The sequence below is a fragment of the Pseudoalteromonas thalassia genome (assembly GCF_049257215.1).
Taxonomy (GTDB): domain Bacteria; phylum Pseudomonadota; class Gammaproteobacteria; order Enterobacterales; family Alteromonadaceae; genus Pseudoalteromonas; species Pseudoalteromonas lipolytica_C.
Genome location: NZ_JBMMUE010000018.1, coordinates 24,570 through 39,100 on the forward strand (window position 1 = coordinate 24,570; position 14,531 = coordinate 39,100).

The following is a 14,531-nucleotide window of genomic DNA, read 5'->3' on the forward strand; positions in this document are numbered from 1 at the left end:
ATAGAGGTGTGTCAAAATAACTGAAGTTTGTAATAATGTATAGCCGAACCCGTTGCTGAAATTCATCATTTGCGTCTTTTAAAGGGAAAATTACAATGTCGAAAGTTAAAGTATGGGATGGCTTTATAAGAAGCTTCCATTGGTTGTTAGTTGCAGCCATCGCAACACTCTATTTTAGTGCTGAAGAGGGTATGTTAGAGCTGCATTTTGCAGCAGGCTACTTCACCTTGGCGCTGATTATTACACGTCTTGTTTGGGGGCTTATTGGTAGCAAAACAGCAAAGCTCTCTGCACTTATTCACTCACCTGTTGCTGCAATTAAGTCATTTACAAGCAATGAGCATAAGGCAGGTCATGGTGCGGCGGGCAGTTATATGGTGATTGCATTTTTTGTTTTAATACTTGTGCAGTTAACCTCGGGACTTATGACCAGCGACGATATCTTAACTGACGGCCCGCTAGTCGCACATGTATCATCAGATACCGTAGAATTTGCGGGTTGGTTGCATCATTTGAACTTTGATATTTTGTTGTATGCCATTGTGTTGCATGTATTAGCTATTGTGATTTACCGCATTAAGGGAAAGAATTTAGTCAAACCTATGCTGACGGGCAGTAGCGACCAGGTTTCAGTCACTGAGCCTGTCACTAAATCACCTATGCTCGCTTTTATTATTTTTGCTGTGTGCTTAGTGGTGCTATTTACAACTTGGGGTGCAGAGCCGCTCAGTTATTTGCTTGGGTAGACTTCTCAAGATACTAAAAAGGCGCTTATCAGCGCCTTTTTAGTTTACATAATTACTAGACTAGTCTTTGAAAGATTTATGGCAATCTTTACAGCCTTTAGCCCATGCGCCAAATGCTTTACCAATTACTTTTTCATCGCCACTCTGTGCTGCAACTGCTAGTTCATCAGCATATTGTTGGAAAGCAACTGCTTTTTTCATAAAGGTTTCGTTATCGCTCCATACAGCAGCAAGTGCAGATGTATCGCCTTTATCAGAACCCGCTACAAAAGCTTCCCAAGGCATTTTTGATAGTGCAGCTGCATTGTTGGCACGCTTTTGAAAGCGTTCAGCATCAAAAGGTACTTTTCCTTTTAGCATATCGCCCATGTCACCAATTTGTACGCGGATCATTGAAAATGCTGCCTGACGATACTCGATTGCATCACTTGGTTCTTCAAATACAGAATTTGCTGATGCGCCTAGTGCCATTGTAGATAGCATTGCACCTAATACTAATTGTTTTAATTTCATTCCTTTTGCCCCTTAAGATGTCATAAAAGTAAACTAACTGAGTTGTATCTTAGCTCAATATAATATTCAAGTGTATTGCGGTTAACCTTAATTAATCATTTATATCAATATCGGCGAATATCATCCCGCGGCGCATACTTCTGGTTGCTAAGAAAACCTCGCCTAGTAAAGATAAAAAACCACAGATCAACAGGGCCATAGCGGCCACAAAGCAACTGGCAATTGTCACGCTTAGGTTAATAGATTGGATATGTGATAGAAATAAACACATAACCACAGCGCACACTAATAAAGCACTAAGCACACTTGCACTAAATGCAATATGGATACAGCGCGAGCGCTTCAATAACGCTCTTAATTCAGTCGTTAGAGACTTATTAAAGTCTTCATCAGTACTGACCTTTAACTTACGCTCAAGCTGCCTTGCACGGTCGGTAATGCGGGCTAGACGGTTAGATAACACACCTAATGTGGCAGCAATACCCGTAATTAAGAATACCGGGGCTACGGCTGTTTGAATCACCTTAGCCATAGTAAGAATATTAATGACCTCTGAGTTCATTATGTTTACCTTTTTGCATTTGATTCATTTACAAATATTTACAACCCATGCTTTTCCATTAAACGCTTTTAAAACAAAGTCTTGCCAGTTTTTTTCTCGCATTCAACAAATTTACTGTAACTATAATGTAACTGAAATGTTGTTCTTGAGTGTGTTTACGCTTTATATTGGTGTTGAAACTTTGTTTCAATCACTATTTAGGACGATAAAATAACATATCCCAGGGGAACCCATGTCTAAAAATCTAATAAAAAGAACAGCAGTTGCTTTGGCTGTAACAAGTGCAATGTGCGCTAGTGCACAAGCCAATGACTTTTCAAAATACAATCTAGCAGGCAAAAAGTTAATTAAATCAAGTGCTGTTACTAAAAAAGAGCAAAAAGTTCGCAGCGAAGCAACAAGTTGGTTAGTTAAGTTAAATGCACCAGCAACAGTAAATGCAACATCACGTGGTGCAGATATTGCGAGTATTCAGTCACAAGCACAAGCGGCACAAGTAAGTGTAGAGCAAGCGATTAGCAGCATGGATTTACCACTGCAAGTTGTTGCGAAAACATCAACACTTGTCAGCTCAATCGTAGTCAATGGTAATAAGCAGGACGTTGCAAAGCTTCTCTCTAACGCGCAAGTTGAGGGTATCTACCCTGTTTATGATTATGAATTGCATGTTGCAGACAGTGCCGATTATATTGAGGCAACACCTCTTGTCGCGAATGGTTTAGCAACAGGTGAAGGTGTTCGCGTTGCGGTACTTGATACAGGTATCGACTACACACACAAAGCATTCGGTGGTGAAGGTACTGATGAAGCATATGCTGCTGCGATTGCTGATCCTGCATCAGTTGATTGGCCACAAGGTAAAGTTTTAGGCGGTTATGACTACATCAATAATGATAATGATCCAATTGATGTAGATACAAATCATGGTACACACGTTTCTCACTCGGTTAACGGTATCGCACCAAACGTAGATTTATTCGTTTACTCTGTATGTAATAGTGGTTGTCCTGGTCTTGCGCAATTATTAGCGCTTGAAAGTGCAATGGACCCAGATGGTAATGGTGATATCAGTGACCGTGTTGACGTAATCAACATGTCTTTAGGTGGTGATTACGGTGATATTGCAAATGATGCTGTAGGCTTATTCATCAACCAAGCAGTTAAACTAGGTACCAACGTGGTTATCTCTGCAGGTAATGATGGCGCATATCCATTTATCGTTGGTGGCCCAAGTACCACTGAGCATGCTCTTTCTGTTGGGGCAATGACTCACCCTACAGGTGCTGAGTCAATTGGTAGTGGTACAGTTAATGGCGAAGAAGCAATTGTGCAGCCAGCAAGTTTTGGTCCTCAAACTGCGTTTAGTTTCTCAAATGACGATATTGAACTTGTTTACCCAGATGCGAACCAAACAGCATGTGAAGCGTTTGCTGATGACGTAGATTTTACTGGTAAGGGAGTTATCATCGACCGTGGTGCATGTGCATTTACAGTTAAAGTATTAGCAGCACAAGCTAAAGGTGCAGAGTTTGTTATTATTGCAAACAATAACGATGATGGTACGCCAGCTCCTATGGGTGGTTCTGATCCAAGTGTAACTATCCCTTCTGTCGGCGTAACATTTGCCGCAGGTACAGCACTTAAAGCAGGCGGTACATTTAACCTAACAGTTGAACGTTTAGTTCTTTCTGGCGCTATTGCTGACTTCACATCGCGTGGTCCTTCAATGGGTGGTCTGTTAAAACCTGAAATTACAGCACCAGGTGTAAACATCATGACTGCTCACCCAGGTTTAGGTGATGGTCTTACTGGCGCAACAGGTACTTCATTCTCAGGTCCAATCACGGCTGGTGCGGTGAGTTTATTAAAAGAAGCACTGCCTGAACGTAATGCACTTGAGTTAAAAGCTACGCTAATGAACACTGCTAACCTCAATGTCACAATGGAGCCATTAGCGATTAACCCTGATGCTGAGCTTGCGCCAATTAGTTATATCGGGGCAGGTTTAGTTGACGTAAATAAAGCGGCTAACTTACCAGTTGCTGCGTGGGCTGCAGATACTAAACAAGCTGCGCTTTCATTTGGTTTAGTAAATGCATCAGAAACAGTAGAACTAACTAAAACTGTTCACGTTAAAAACTTCTCAAATGAAGCAAAGGTTTATACGCTTTCACTTGAACAGCGTTATCAAGACGATATAGAACGTGGTTCATTCTCACTTGATTACCCAGAAACAATCACAGTTCCAGCTGGTCAAATGCTGTCATTTGATGTCACTGCGACAATCGACCCGACAACATTACCTGAGTGGACTTTGACTGATGACAACATTGGTTCTCAAGACTCAACGACGGATTTAACGAACCTTGAGTTAGACGGTGCGTTAATATTCTCAGATGGTGACGAGAAAGCATTCCACCTTGTTTACCACGTATTGCCAAAAGCGAATGCAGCAATGAGCTTTATGCCAGTCATGACTGATGATGGTGTTGCTCACCAACTGACAAATACTGGCGCTGTTGCTTTAGAGCCAGTGTTTGCACCAACGGTAGCGACTGATGAAGTCGATGAAGATCAACGATTAGACTTAGTTGGCGCATCGATTGAAACATTTGCAGTACCAGCAGAGGTCTGTGATAGCGGTTATGTAACATTAACAACTATGGTACTAAATGATGGTATCACTCACTCTTATGTGGGTGGCTTCATGGCTGACTTCGATCTTGATCAGGATGGCACGTACGACGTTACAGTACAAAATGGCAAGTTAGAATGGTTCTACGATGTTGAGCCAGGCACTGCTATTACCTTCACTCATGGCTACGGTAGCTCTTCAGGTAATCTTAATAACATTTACCAAATTATTGGTAATAACCATCTAACGATGCAAAGTTGTTTAGGTGCATTTGGTCTAACGGCTGATGATATTGGTAAAGCAACTGCAAATGTACGTTTCCGTACAGAAGAAGAAACTTGGACTCCAATAGCATCAGGCGAAGGCGATGTTGCAATGGGCACATATACATTCACTGATGCATCAAATGATGTCTATGCAGCGCTTGTTGATGAATCTGGTGAGGCTGTAAGTTCAATTGAACCAGGCGCTTCAGCAACATTATTGAATGCTGGTGCAGACTTCATGATCCTATCTGATTCTGGTTCTAAAGCATATGCAGCAACACCGAGTGCAGATGCTAATACAGCGCCTGAGCTTGCCGATGCTTCGTTCAGCGTTGATGAAAATAGCGCTGAAGGTACTGTTATCGGTATGCTTGAAGCGACTTACGGTGCTGAACTTGCAAATCCAATTTCTGAGTACATCGTACTGAGCTCTTCTTCTACAGCGGTTTCTGTGAACGCGGCTGGAGAAGTTGTGGTAATGAATGCAGAGATGCTAGATTACGATGCAGGCCTTACGTCTATTGAGCTTGAAGTTGTTGCTGCAGATTCTGCAGGCAATATCTCTGAACCTGCGATGGTGACTGTTGAAGTTATGAACGTTGCTGACGAGCCAGAAGAAGTTAATCCAGTGATCGATGCTGATCTTGGTGAGTTCACGGTTCAAGAAAACGCAGCAGAAGGTACTGTAATTGGCACTGTGACTGCGACTGACCCAGATGCAGATCTGACTCCTATCGCAACTTATGAAGTGACAGGCAGTGATAGCATCAGCATCAGCGATACAGGTGAGTTAATGGTTGCGGGTGCAATCGATTATGAGCAAACAACCTCTATCGAAGTATCAGTGACAGCAGTTGACTCTGCAGGCAATATGTCTGAAGCGGTGACGATTACTATTGCAGTAACTCAAGACCCAAGCGAAGACGTTGTTGCTGAAGAACCTAAGAAGAAAAAATCGTCAGGTTCACTAGCATGGTTAACATTACTTGCTGCGCCGTTCGCATTTATGCGTCGTCGTAAGCAAAAGTAATTGCTTGATAAGTAACTAATAAAGGGAGCTTCAGCTCCCTTTTTACATTGCTTCACAAAGGCTACTTATAAATTCACGGTTAATTACTTATATTAGGGACTTAATAATAAAAATTAATTTAGGATCCCTATGAAAGTTGGCCATTCACTTTGCCTTGCTGCACTCTCTTTAGCTGTTCTATCAGCGTGTAATAAAGTTCCAGATAATAAAGAACAAGCAATTATTACAGAGCAAGTTCAGATATCTGCTCCCGTCGCCAAAAAAATACCATATGAAATGACCATCCATGGTGATACTCGTATCGATAACTATTATTGGATGCGAGATGATGAGCGTAAAGATGAAGCCGTCATTGCCCACTTAAATGCTGAAAATGAGTATGTAGAAAGTATGCTCGCACACACTCTGCCATTGCAAAACACCTTGTTCGAAGAGCTTAAAGGACGTATTGAGAAAGATGACGATACAGTGCCAACCAAAAAAGGTGATTATTACTATTTTTCACAAACGCGCGGTGATGACGAATACCCGGTTTATGTGCGCAGCAAAGATAGCCAGGGTGAGAATAAGCAGGTTATCTTGAATGTAAATGACCTTGCTAAAGATCATGATTATTTTGCTGTAACAGGTTTGGCAGTGAGCCCAAATGGCAATTTGCTTGCTTACGGTGAAGATACGGTGAGTCGTCGTATTTACACAATTAAAGTAAAAGATTTAAGCACAGGTAAAATGTTGTCAGAGAGCCTTGAAGGCACTGAAGGTGAAGTTGTTTGGGCGAATGACAACAAAACCTTTTACTACATTAAAAAAGACCTACAGACACTGTTAGGCTACCAAGTTTATCGCCATACACTAGGAACATCTCAAGCCGACGATGAGCTAGTGTATGAAGAAAAAAATACCAGTTACTACACGGGTATTTCGAAAAGCAAAGATCAACAAGAAATCTATATTAGTCATGGCAGCACCAGTGCCTCGGGCATCTCGGTTATTGATGCCAATGATGTAAAAGCAATGCCAAAACGTTTTATTGAACGCGAAGCAGGGCTTGAATACGACATCAAAAAATTGGGTGATTGGTATTATATTGTTACCAATTTAAATGCAGTTAACTTCCAACTGATGAAAGTTCACCGCGATAAAGCGCATGATAAAGCAAATTGGCAAACGCTTATTGCTGGTCGTGATCATGTGAAACTTGAAGATATTGAGTTATTCAATAATCATTTGGTTTACGAAGAGCGTGAAAAGGGTCAAACCCGTATCACTATTCGCGACCTTCGTAACCAACAAGAGCAAGCTGTTGCTTTTAATGACCCAACTTACATGGTTTTTAGCTATGGTAATAGTGAGTTAGATAACCCTAACTTACGTGTTTACTATTCAAGCATGACGACCCCAGGTAGCAGCTACGATATCAACCTTGAAAATGGTGAAAAAACGCTACTGAAGCAGCGCAAAGTGTTAGGTGACTTTAACCCAGACAACTATGCCTCTGAGCGTGTTTACGTAACGACCCGAGATGGTGTTGATGTACCCGTTAGCCTTGTTTATCGTAAAGACAAGTTCAAAAAAGATGGCTCTAATCCACTTATGCAATATGGCTATGGCTCGTACGGTGCAACCATGGATCCGAGCTTTTCAAGTTCGCGTTTAAGCCTTCTTGATCGCGGTTTTGTATTTGCAATTGCGCATATCCGTGGCTCGCAAATGTTAGGCCGTCCTTGGTATGAAGATGGTAAGTTGCTGCATAAACAAAACACCTTTAATGACTTTGTTGATGTGACTAAGTCTTTAGCTGCTCAAAAATATGGTGATAAAGATAATATTTTTGCCATGGGTGGCAGTGCTGGTGGCTTGCTAATGGGGGCTGTTGTCAATCAAGCACCTGAGCTTTATAAAGGCGTTATTGCAGCAGTGCCTTTTGTCGATGTAGTGACGACCATGCTTGATGCCAGCTTACCATTAACAACGAATGAGTATGACGAGTGGGGTAATCCGAACGATAAAGTCTATTACGATTATATGTTGTCATACTCACCATACGACCAAGTTAAAAAGCAGGCATATCCAAACATGTTAGTCACTACCGGATTGCATGATTCACAGGTGCAATATTTTGAACCGGCAAAGTGGGTGGCTAAGCTACGTGAATATAAAACTGATGATAACCTATTACTGTTCAAAACCGACATGGAAGCAGGGCATGGTGGTGCATCTGGGCGCTTTAAAAGCTTGCAAGACACCGCGTTATATTATGCCTTTATGTTAGATTTAGCGGGTATAGAAAAATAATCACCCATCAGGCATCCGTGATTAAGCGGATGCCTGCATGGTTAAATTAAAGCGAAATTCACTGCCTTTTCCAACAGTACTTTGTACTTCGATTTTACTATTCATTAGCATAAGTAGTTGTTTACATATAGCTAACCCTAATCCGGTAGAGCCACGTTTTATACTATTGCGAGCCTGATAATGTGGTTCAAAAATCGCAGTGAGCTCGTCGGCATGAATGCCAACACCAGTGTCTGATACCGCTACAAATAGTTCGTTAGCTTGCTCAGAAACGCTAACTGAAATCACTCCGCCATCTGGGGTATGGCGAATAGCATTTTCGATTAAGTTCGTTAGCACTCGTTCTAACTTGGCAATGTCAGCAGTTACTGTGAAATCGCATATCTCAGGGATAACCTTAAGTTTAATGCCGGCAGAGCGAGCGGTTAATTCCAGTTTTGCCACACAGTCATAAATTAACTCGCCCAGATTAAATGTTTCGGCATTTATTTTTACTTGCCCGCACTCTAAGTTAGCTAATTCAAATATTTGCTCAATGAGTTGTTTTAACTGTTGGCAATTATCCATCGCTAAATTTAGATAATGTTGCTGCTCTTGCTCACTTAAATGGCTGTTAGGCTTATTAATTACTTCGATAAAACCATGTAATGACGACAGCGGTGTTCTTAAGTCATGAGAGAGGTGGGTTAGTAATTCGCGACGCTGCTTATCTGCATGCTGTAGGGATTGAAATTGCTCATCGATGCGCGACAACATTGCATGTACGCCTTTGCTTAAATTACCAATTTCATTGTTACCCGTGTAACTTGGTCTGAGCGACATCTTTGTTAGGCTGTAATTGGCCGCTTCAATCTGGCAAATTTCTTTGTTGAGTTGTTTTAGCGGTAATGTGAAGAACCTAAATAATATTAGCATGGCTATAAAAAGCGCGAGCATAGCTGTTATAAACCAAGCCGCACCTAGCCACAGTGCATCATTTTCTTTGATATTGTTTAAGGTTGTATCAAATGCTTGACCACCAATAATAACGTATAAATAGCCTTGCAGTTGTTGTTGATTAAACACCGGGGCGGCAGAGAAAATCTTTTTTGCGTCATGGCTACGTGGATCGTCACCATAAATAGGTGTGGCAGTGGGGTCGTTAATGAGCTTTTTAATGGGAGTAAGGTTGATCTGTTTTTTAATAACTTGGCCCGGTTTTGCAGAGTATGTAAGTAATTCTCCGCGTGGGTCTACAAAATAAAATTCAAAGTTGGGGCCTAATATCATCAGGGTATGAAATAAATTCTCTAAGGCTTCATAATCATACACACCTTGTTTTATTAAAGGATTGTCATGAACGAGATGATCAGCCAGCTGTAAGTGTAAGTTTTGCTGTGCATGGTGCTGCGAAGTTTGCTCAAGATGCTTGCTCCAACTAAATACTAGGGCACATAGTAGGCTAAAAATAAGTACAAGCGACCATGCGAGCTTTTGATAGAGTGTCATTGTTTTCATTAGTGTGTGCTCAGTTGCGATGGGTTTAGTTTGTAGCCAACCCCCCATACCGTTTCAATAAAGTTGTTAGCGTGATACTGCTCGAACTTACTACGCAGACGATTTATATGTGAATTGACTGTATGTTCATAGCCACAGTGTTGATACCCCCAAACGTGATCAAGTAATTGCTGGCGACTAAATACATGATTTGGGTGTTTAGCAAAATACACCAGCAAATCAAATTCGGTGGCAGTAAGATTGATTGCTTGATTAGCTAAAAAAGCCTGATGACTTGAAAACTCGATATGTAGATCCCCAAGTTGAATGGATTCTGCATTATGCGCTTGTTCATTAGTTGATTGTGCGATGAGCAATTGTGCTCTATGGCGCAGTTGTGTTTTGATCCTTGCCTGTAACTCTCTCGCAAAGAAAGGTTTGCAAATATAATCATCTGCACCCATCTCTAAACCAATTACCCGATCCATGTCACTACTTAGTGCAGTCAATAAGATGACAGCTGTTTGCGGATAGTGCTCTTTAATTTTTCGACATAAGCTAAGGCCATCCATTTGCGGTAGATTGATATCTAGCAACACCAACCCATAACTTTGATTAGCCAGCTTTTTTATCGCGGCCTCAGCACTTGCTGTTTCGTCAATGTGCAGGTTTAAGCTAGTCAACTGGGTGGTGATGAGTTGGCGAATGGTTTTATCGTCTTCAACTATGAGTAATTTTTCAGGGCGCATCGTTTAATCCAAGTAGCTAAGGCACATCCTTATGACCTTAGCGTAAGGAGTGCGATTGTTATTGCGTCCGCGTTATGACTATTCGAGCAACGGGGTTATCAAACTTGTATTGGCTTGTAAGCACAGAGCTTGCTAAACCATCATCTTGAGTTACAACTCCCGGGTGCATTGCTACACGATTAATGTCGTCTCGCATTTCGTTAAAACCTTCACCTGAATCAGCCGGACCAGGAATAGTGCCAGCAGCTTCAGAGTTGGCTTCAGTGCCAGCATCATAGGAAAAACTAGTACGAGACAGTGACTCATTAACCGCTAACGAAGACACGTCTATAGCATTAAGACCGGTAAACGCATCATTTGTATTCACTAACATAGTTGCAACACTGATTTTTAATGAATCAAGCTCCCCGGTTGTTAATACCATAGTAACCTGTTGACCCGGTGGTAGTGGGCTTTCTGCAGAAGCGGATTGCAAAGTGTATTCACTGGCTAAAAGCTCGCTGTTGTCGCCGCCTTCGGCCATTAATTCAAGAGCACTAGAAGCCGGTTCGCCAATTTGCCATAGCATGCCATCGGTATGGGCAATCACGGCAACAGGAGAGAAGGGTTGAGCGGCAGTGAGATTAGTCACTTGCACGGTAAATTGATGGCTTTCTGCCATTTCTCCCATTTGGTTAGTCATCTCATCCACACTGTCTGTCATATCAACAGTCTTTTTATCAGAGCCACCGCAAGCTGTGAGGCTTCCTGCGAGTGCAATGATGAGTAAGCTTTTTGAAAAGCGCATAATAACCTCCTATTTCACTGTGATAGTTAACATAGCAACAGGGTTAAGCCATCTGTGAACGGTATTATTAAGGTCACTCATTCCACCTTCAGGATCATCGTCACCTAAGTTCCCAGGGTGAATATGAACCATCATATTGCTTTCGCTACTAGTTACACCGCTTGCATTCATACCGGCATTACCGCCCGGCGCAGCCGGAATACCAGGCATTCCCATAGCACCAGAGCCATCGACAACTCGTTCGTCATTTGCTTCGGTGCCTGCATCATAAGCGTTTAAATACAGGGTGTAAGTCCCTGCTTCTGATGGGATCATCCAACTGTCTAAACCAACAAAGCCATCATTGGTAGGCAGTAACATAGCTGTTAACGACAAGTAGTTGTTACCTTCACTGGTGGTAAGCGAAGCCATTGTAGAGCTGGTTGGCGCTAATAAGCCTTCGGCTGGGTTGGCAACCATATCGTTATTTGCTGCAGCTGCTTCATTCATTAATGGTTCTATGTTACCGCCTTCAGCCATCGCTTGAAGAGCCATAGAAGCAGGTGTAGCTACGTTAAACATCTGGCTATCGTTAGTGTGAGCAGTAATTAAGATAGGAGTAAAGTGTAAGCCTTGCGTAAGGTTAGTTAGTTTTATATCAAGCTCAGCAGCTTGGCTTGTAAGGCTAGTGACTGCACATGCAGCAAACAAAGTTAAAGGTAAAGCTTTCATGATCGATTCCTGTTTTTGATGATTCAGAATCAGTATCGAACAGCAATATCCAAAAACTTTCACAAAGTTATCACATTTTTATCACAGCCAAAAAAATCTTCTCAAAAGCCTTTTGTTTGTCTTTTGTGCACGTTTTTGTTTTAAATCTAAGCAAATTATCTATGGTAAAGTAGCCTAAAGGTTTATAGTAGAAACATAAACAGACCATAACAAGGAATTTAAAATGGATGATAATCAAAAAGTTGAAATAATTGTAGCCGATAAAGAGCAGCGTAATTGGGCGATGTTTTGTCATTTAAGTGCATTAGCGGGATTACTTTTCCCATTTGGCTCGGTTATTGGTCCGCTTATTGTTTGGCTGGTGAAAAAGGAAGAAATGCCGCTTGTTGCTGAGCATGGCCGCAAGTCATTGAACTTTCAACTCACCATGATGATTGCTTACATTGTTAGCTTCTTACTTGTGTTTGTTGTTGTTGGTGTCATTTTATTACCAATCGTTGCACTGTTTTCTTTGATTATGGTTATTGTCTCGGCAATTAAAGCCAGTGATGGAAAAGAAGTTAATTACCCATTGACGATTGAATTTATAAAATAAACTGATTGCCATATAATGAGAGCTCAGCCCTTTGCTGAGCTTATTTTGTGGTATTTATGGCCTATTTCTCCTTATTCCTCAGCGCGTTTATTTCCGCAACCTTATTACCGAGCTCCTCTGAGTTAGTTATGACCGCCATGATTGCCAGTGGTGATTATCTACTTTGGTTGTTATGGCTAAGTGCAACCGTGGGTAATGTGCTTGGGAGTTGTGTGAATTATTGGCTGGGCACGCAAGTCATGCGATTTAAAGACCGTAAATGGTTTCCCGTTTCACAAAACTCGATAGACAAAGCCGAACAGCAATTTAATAAATACGGTATTTACAGTTTGCTATTTGCTTGGCTGCCTATTGTCGGCGACCCTTTAACGGTTGTTGGCGGAATTTTTAGGGTTAAGTTTTCAATCTTTTTGTTACTCGTGACCCTAGGCAAAGGCGCACGTTATTTAGCTGTGCTTGCCTTTGCGGTAGGACTAGAAAAGTTATTTTAACTTTTTTGCCAATCAAGAGTCAGTGACACTGAATCAGCAAAGCGCAGCGCATGCGGTTTATCGACACGCACTTTGGCATAGTGAACACTTTGATGCTGGTGGCAAATCGCTAAAATTTCAGCAACCAATTTTTCTAACAGTAAAAAGTGGCCTTCTTCGACAAGGCTGATCACTTCTTTAGTAATAGTCTTGTAGTTTAGCGCTTTATCGACTGCGTCAGTCTCACAAGCTTGATCAGCAGGGTAGTGAATTTCTAAATTAATCACTACATCTTGCTTTTTCTCGCGTTCCTCAGGGTTAAAACCAATGAAGGTTCGTAGCCTGAGGTTAGTGACATTAATAATTGCGTTAGCCATCATTACCCTCTAACTAGTTGTAAGAACTCGTTACGGGTTTTTGGATCTGCTCTGAAGTTGCCTAGCATGACCGATGTACGCATGCTTGAGTTTTGCTTTTCAACGCCGCGCATCATCATACACATATGTTTTGCTTCAACAATTACACCCACGCCTTTTGCTCCGGTTACTTCTTCAACCGCTTTAGCGATTTGATGGGTTAATTGTTCTTGAATTTGAAAACGGCGTGCGTACATATCAACAATACGCGCAAATTTAGATAAACCAAGAACTTTGCCATTTGGGATATAGGCAATATGACAGCGACCAACGAATGGCAGCAAATGATGCTCACACATAGAGTAAAGTTCAATATCTTGAACCAGTACCATGTCATCGGCGTCTGATGTAAATACCGCATTGTTAGTGATCTCGTCTAACGTTTGGCGATAACCTTTTGTCAGATACTCCATTGCTTTAGCGGCGCGCTTAGGCGTGTCGAGTAACCCTTCTCGTTGTGGATCTTCACCCACGGCGCTAATAATTTCGTGGTAACTCTTTTTTAAATCATCGTGCATAGGATTCTCAGTAATTCGTTATTTTAAATGTCTGCCACCATCGACAGGCATCGAACGCCCGGTAATGTAATGGCTGTGTAGTAATAGCTCTACGCTGTGAATAATTTCAGCGCAACCAGGCTCAATGCCCATCAGTGATTTTTGTAATGTTTTTGCTTTGTATTCGTCGCTATCATCTTCGTTGAAAATGATTAATGACGGCGCAATTGCATTGACCTTGATTGCAGGGGCAAACTTAGCCGCGAATGATTTTGTTAAGTTATCAAGTGCAGCTTTGCTTGCAGCATAAGCAAGGTGTTTTGGACTACCCTTTTCAACGACATAATCGGTGAGATGAATAATATCGGCAGGGTGTCCTGTATTTTCGTAATGGTGTAGCAGTAAATCGCTCACTGCTAAATTTATTAGGTAGGGCGCTTTTGCATGAATTCGCATCATATTATCGAAAAGCGCTGCATAATCATGATTACTTGCTTCGCAGTCCCAACTAGAAGCATTATGAATAATGGCTTGAAGTTGATTGGTATGCGATTTTAATTGTTCTATGAAGTTGGCTATCGCTTCATCACTATTAAAGTCAGCATGAATACATGTAGCCCCTTGTCCAGCTAGTACATCAATGGCTTGATGACGCGTACGGTAGGTAACAATGATTTCTTGCCCTTGCGCTAAAAAGTGCTCGGCCAAAGCGAGTCCAATTCGTTGGCCTGCGCCAGTAATTAATATGGGCGATGACATAAACTAATATAAAACCTTAGATTT

14 protein-coding genes are annotated in these 14,531 nt (G+C 41.6%); 5 read left to right on the forward strand and 9 right to left on the reverse strand.

Annotated elements, in window-relative coordinates; genetic code table 11:
- The first annotated feature begins 95 nt into the window (after positions 1–95).
- Positions 96–746, forward strand: coding sequence for a cytochrome b/b6 domain-containing protein (locus AAEU31_RS17625; RefSeq protein ID WP_135923136.1), 651 nt, complete (start codon positions 96–98; stop codon positions 744–746).
- A 60-nt stretch (positions 747–806) separates the two neighbouring features.
- On the opposite strand, the gene AAEU31_RS17630 is transcribed toward AAEU31_RS17625, so the two are convergent.
- Complete coding sequence (locus tag AAEU31_RS17630) at positions 807–1,259, reverse strand: c-type cytochrome (RefSeq protein WP_135923137.1); 453 nt, start codon at positions 1,257–1,259, stop codon at positions 807–809.
- A 91-nt stretch (positions 1,260–1,350) separates the two neighbouring features.
- On the reverse strand, positions 1,351–1,821 hold the full coding sequence (locus tag AAEU31_RS17635) for a DUF2721 domain-containing protein (protein WP_135923138.1): 471 nt from the start codon (positions 1,819–1,821) through the stop codon (positions 1,351–1,353).
- A gap of 232 nt (positions 1,822–2,053) precedes the next feature.
- On the opposite strand from AAEU31_RS17635, the gene AAEU31_RS17640 reads away from it, so the two are divergent.
- Positions 2,054–5,752: a S8 family serine peptidase gene (locus tag AAEU31_RS17640; RefSeq protein ID WP_421967898.1), complete on the forward strand. Its 3,699-nt coding sequence runs from the start codon at positions 2,054–2,056 to the stop codon at positions 5,750–5,752.
- 129 nt (positions 5,753–5,881) lie between these two features.
- The gene (locus tag AAEU31_RS17645) at positions 5,882–8,047 is read left to right on the forward strand and encodes a S9 family peptidase (RefSeq protein ID WP_421967899.1); all 2,166 of its coding nucleotides are present in this window, start codon (positions 5,882–5,884) and stop codon (positions 8,045–8,047) included.
- A 21-nt stretch (positions 8,048–8,068) separates the two neighbouring features.
- Here AAEU31_RS17645 and AAEU31_RS17650 read toward each other — a convergent pair whose 3' ends face one another.
- Genes AAEU31_RS17650 through AAEU31_RS17665 form a run of 4 tightly spaced genes read right to left on the reverse strand, consistent with a single transcriptional unit; the run spans position 8,069 to position 11,770 of the window.
- Complete coding sequence (locus AAEU31_RS17650) at positions 8,069–9,544, reverse strand: sensor histidine kinase (protein WP_421967900.1); 1,476 nt, start codon at positions 9,542–9,544, stop codon at positions 8,069–8,071.
- Positions 9,544–10,272: a response regulator transcription factor gene (locus AAEU31_RS17655; protein WP_421967901.1), complete on the reverse strand. Its 729-nt coding sequence runs from the start codon at positions 10,270–10,272 to the stop codon at positions 9,544–9,546. Before AAEU31_RS17655 ends, AAEU31_RS17650 begins: the two co-directional genes overlap by 1 nt.
- Before the next feature lie 58 nt (positions 10,273–10,330).
- Positions 10,331–11,059 (reverse strand): spondin domain-containing protein, encoded by a 729-nt coding sequence (locus AAEU31_RS17660; RefSeq protein ID WP_235384273.1) that lies wholly within the window; start codon positions 11,057–11,059, stop codon positions 10,331–10,333.
- A 9-nt stretch (positions 11,060–11,068) separates the two neighbouring features.
- On the reverse strand, positions 11,069–11,770 hold the full coding sequence (locus tag AAEU31_RS17665; RefSeq protein ID WP_135923144.1) for a spondin domain-containing protein: 702 nt from the start codon (positions 11,768–11,770) through the stop codon (positions 11,069–11,071).
- 223 nt (positions 11,771–11,993) lie between these two features.
- Between AAEU31_RS17665 and AAEU31_RS17670 the strand changes: the two genes are divergently transcribed.
- Both AAEU31_RS17670 and AAEU31_RS17675 read left to right on the forward strand, forming a co-directional pair.
- Positions 11,994–12,365, forward strand: a complete 372-nt coding sequence (locus AAEU31_RS17670; RefSeq protein ID WP_421967902.1) for a DUF4870 domain-containing protein — start codon at positions 11,994–11,996, stop codon at positions 12,363–12,365.
- A gap of 56 nt (positions 12,366–12,421) precedes the next feature.
- Positions 12,422–12,856, forward strand: a complete 435-nt coding sequence (locus AAEU31_RS17675) for a YqaA family protein (RefSeq protein ID WP_135923146.1) — start codon at positions 12,422–12,424, stop codon at positions 12,854–12,856.
- Here the strand turns inward: AAEU31_RS17675 and folX are convergent.
- The 3 genes from folX to folM are packed head-to-tail and all read right to left on the reverse strand — an operon-like array spanning position 12,853 to position 14,507.
- Complete coding sequence (gene folX / locus AAEU31_RS17680; RefSeq protein ID WP_054554637.1) at positions 12,853–13,212, reverse strand: dihydroneopterin triphosphate 2'-epimerase; 360 nt, start codon at positions 13,210–13,212, stop codon at positions 12,853–12,855. The two genes, AAEU31_RS17675 and folX, sit on opposite strands and share 4 nt — an antisense overlap.
- A gap of 2 nt (positions 13,213–13,214) precedes the next feature.
- Positions 13,215–13,769, reverse strand: a complete 555-nt coding sequence (folE, locus tag AAEU31_RS17685) for a GTP cyclohydrolase I FolE (RefSeq protein WP_135923147.1) — start codon at positions 13,767–13,769, stop codon at positions 13,215–13,217.
- 18 nt (positions 13,770–13,787) lie between these two features.
- The gene (folM, locus tag AAEU31_RS17690; RefSeq protein ID WP_135923148.1) at positions 13,788–14,507 is read right to left on the reverse strand and encodes a dihydromonapterin reductase; all 720 of its coding nucleotides are present in this window, start codon (positions 14,505–14,507) and stop codon (positions 13,788–13,790) included.
- Between the last annotated feature and the right edge of the window lie 24 nt (positions 14,508–14,531).

Excerpts from the sequence above, each read along its gene's own strand:
- AAEU31_RS17675 (WP_135923146.1), top strand. The coding sequence starts at position 12,422 with ATGGCCTATTTCTCCTTATTCCTCAGCGCGTTTATTTCCGCAACCTTA.
- AAEU31_RS17625 (WP_135923136.1), top strand. The coding sequence starts at position 96 with ATGTCGAAAGTTAAAGTATGGGATGGCTTTATAAGAAGCTTCCATTGG.
- AAEU31_RS17630 (WP_135923137.1), bottom strand. The coding sequence starts at position 1,259 with ATGAAATTAAAACAATTAGTATTAGGTGCAATGCTATCTACAATGGCA.
- AAEU31_RS17660 (WP_235384273.1), bottom strand. The coding sequence starts at position 11,059 with ATGCGCTTTTCAAAAAGCTTACTCATCATTGCACTCGCAGGAAGCCTC.
- AAEU31_RS17655 (WP_421967901.1), bottom strand. The coding sequence starts at position 10,272 with ATGCGCCCTGAAAAATTACTCATAGTTGAAGACGATAAAACCATTCGC.
- folE (WP_135923147.1), bottom strand. The coding sequence starts at position 13,769 with ATGCACGATGATTTAAAAAAGAGTTACCACGAAATTATTAGCGCCGTG.
- AAEU31_RS17645 (WP_421967899.1), top strand. The coding sequence starts at position 5,882 with ATGAAAGTTGGCCATTCACTTTGCCTTGCTGCACTCTCTTTAGCTGTT.
- AAEU31_RS17635 (WP_135923138.1), bottom strand. The coding sequence starts at position 1,821 with ATGAACTCAGAGGTCATTAATATTCTTACTATGGCTAAGGTGATTCAA.
- folX (WP_054554637.1), bottom strand. The coding sequence starts at position 13,212 with ATGGCTAACGCAATTATTAATGTCACTAACCTCAGGCTACGAACCTTC.
- AAEU31_RS17650 (WP_421967900.1), bottom strand. The coding sequence starts at position 9,544 with ATGAAAACAATGACACTCTATCAAAAGCTCGCATGGTCGCTTGTACTT.
- folM (WP_135923148.1), bottom strand. The coding sequence starts at position 14,507 with ATGTCATCGCCCATATTAATTACTGGCGCAGGCCAACGAATTGGACTC.
- AAEU31_RS17665 (WP_135923144.1), bottom strand. The coding sequence starts at position 11,770 with ATGAAAGCTTTACCTTTAACTTTGTTTGCTGCATGTGCAGTCACTAGC.
- AAEU31_RS17640 (WP_421967898.1), top strand. The coding sequence starts at position 2,054 with ATGTCTAAAAATCTAATAAAAAGAACAGCAGTTGCTTTGGCTGTAACA.
- AAEU31_RS17670 (WP_421967902.1), top strand. The coding sequence starts at position 11,994 with ATGGATGATAATCAAAAAGTTGAAATAATTGTAGCCGATAAAGAGCAG.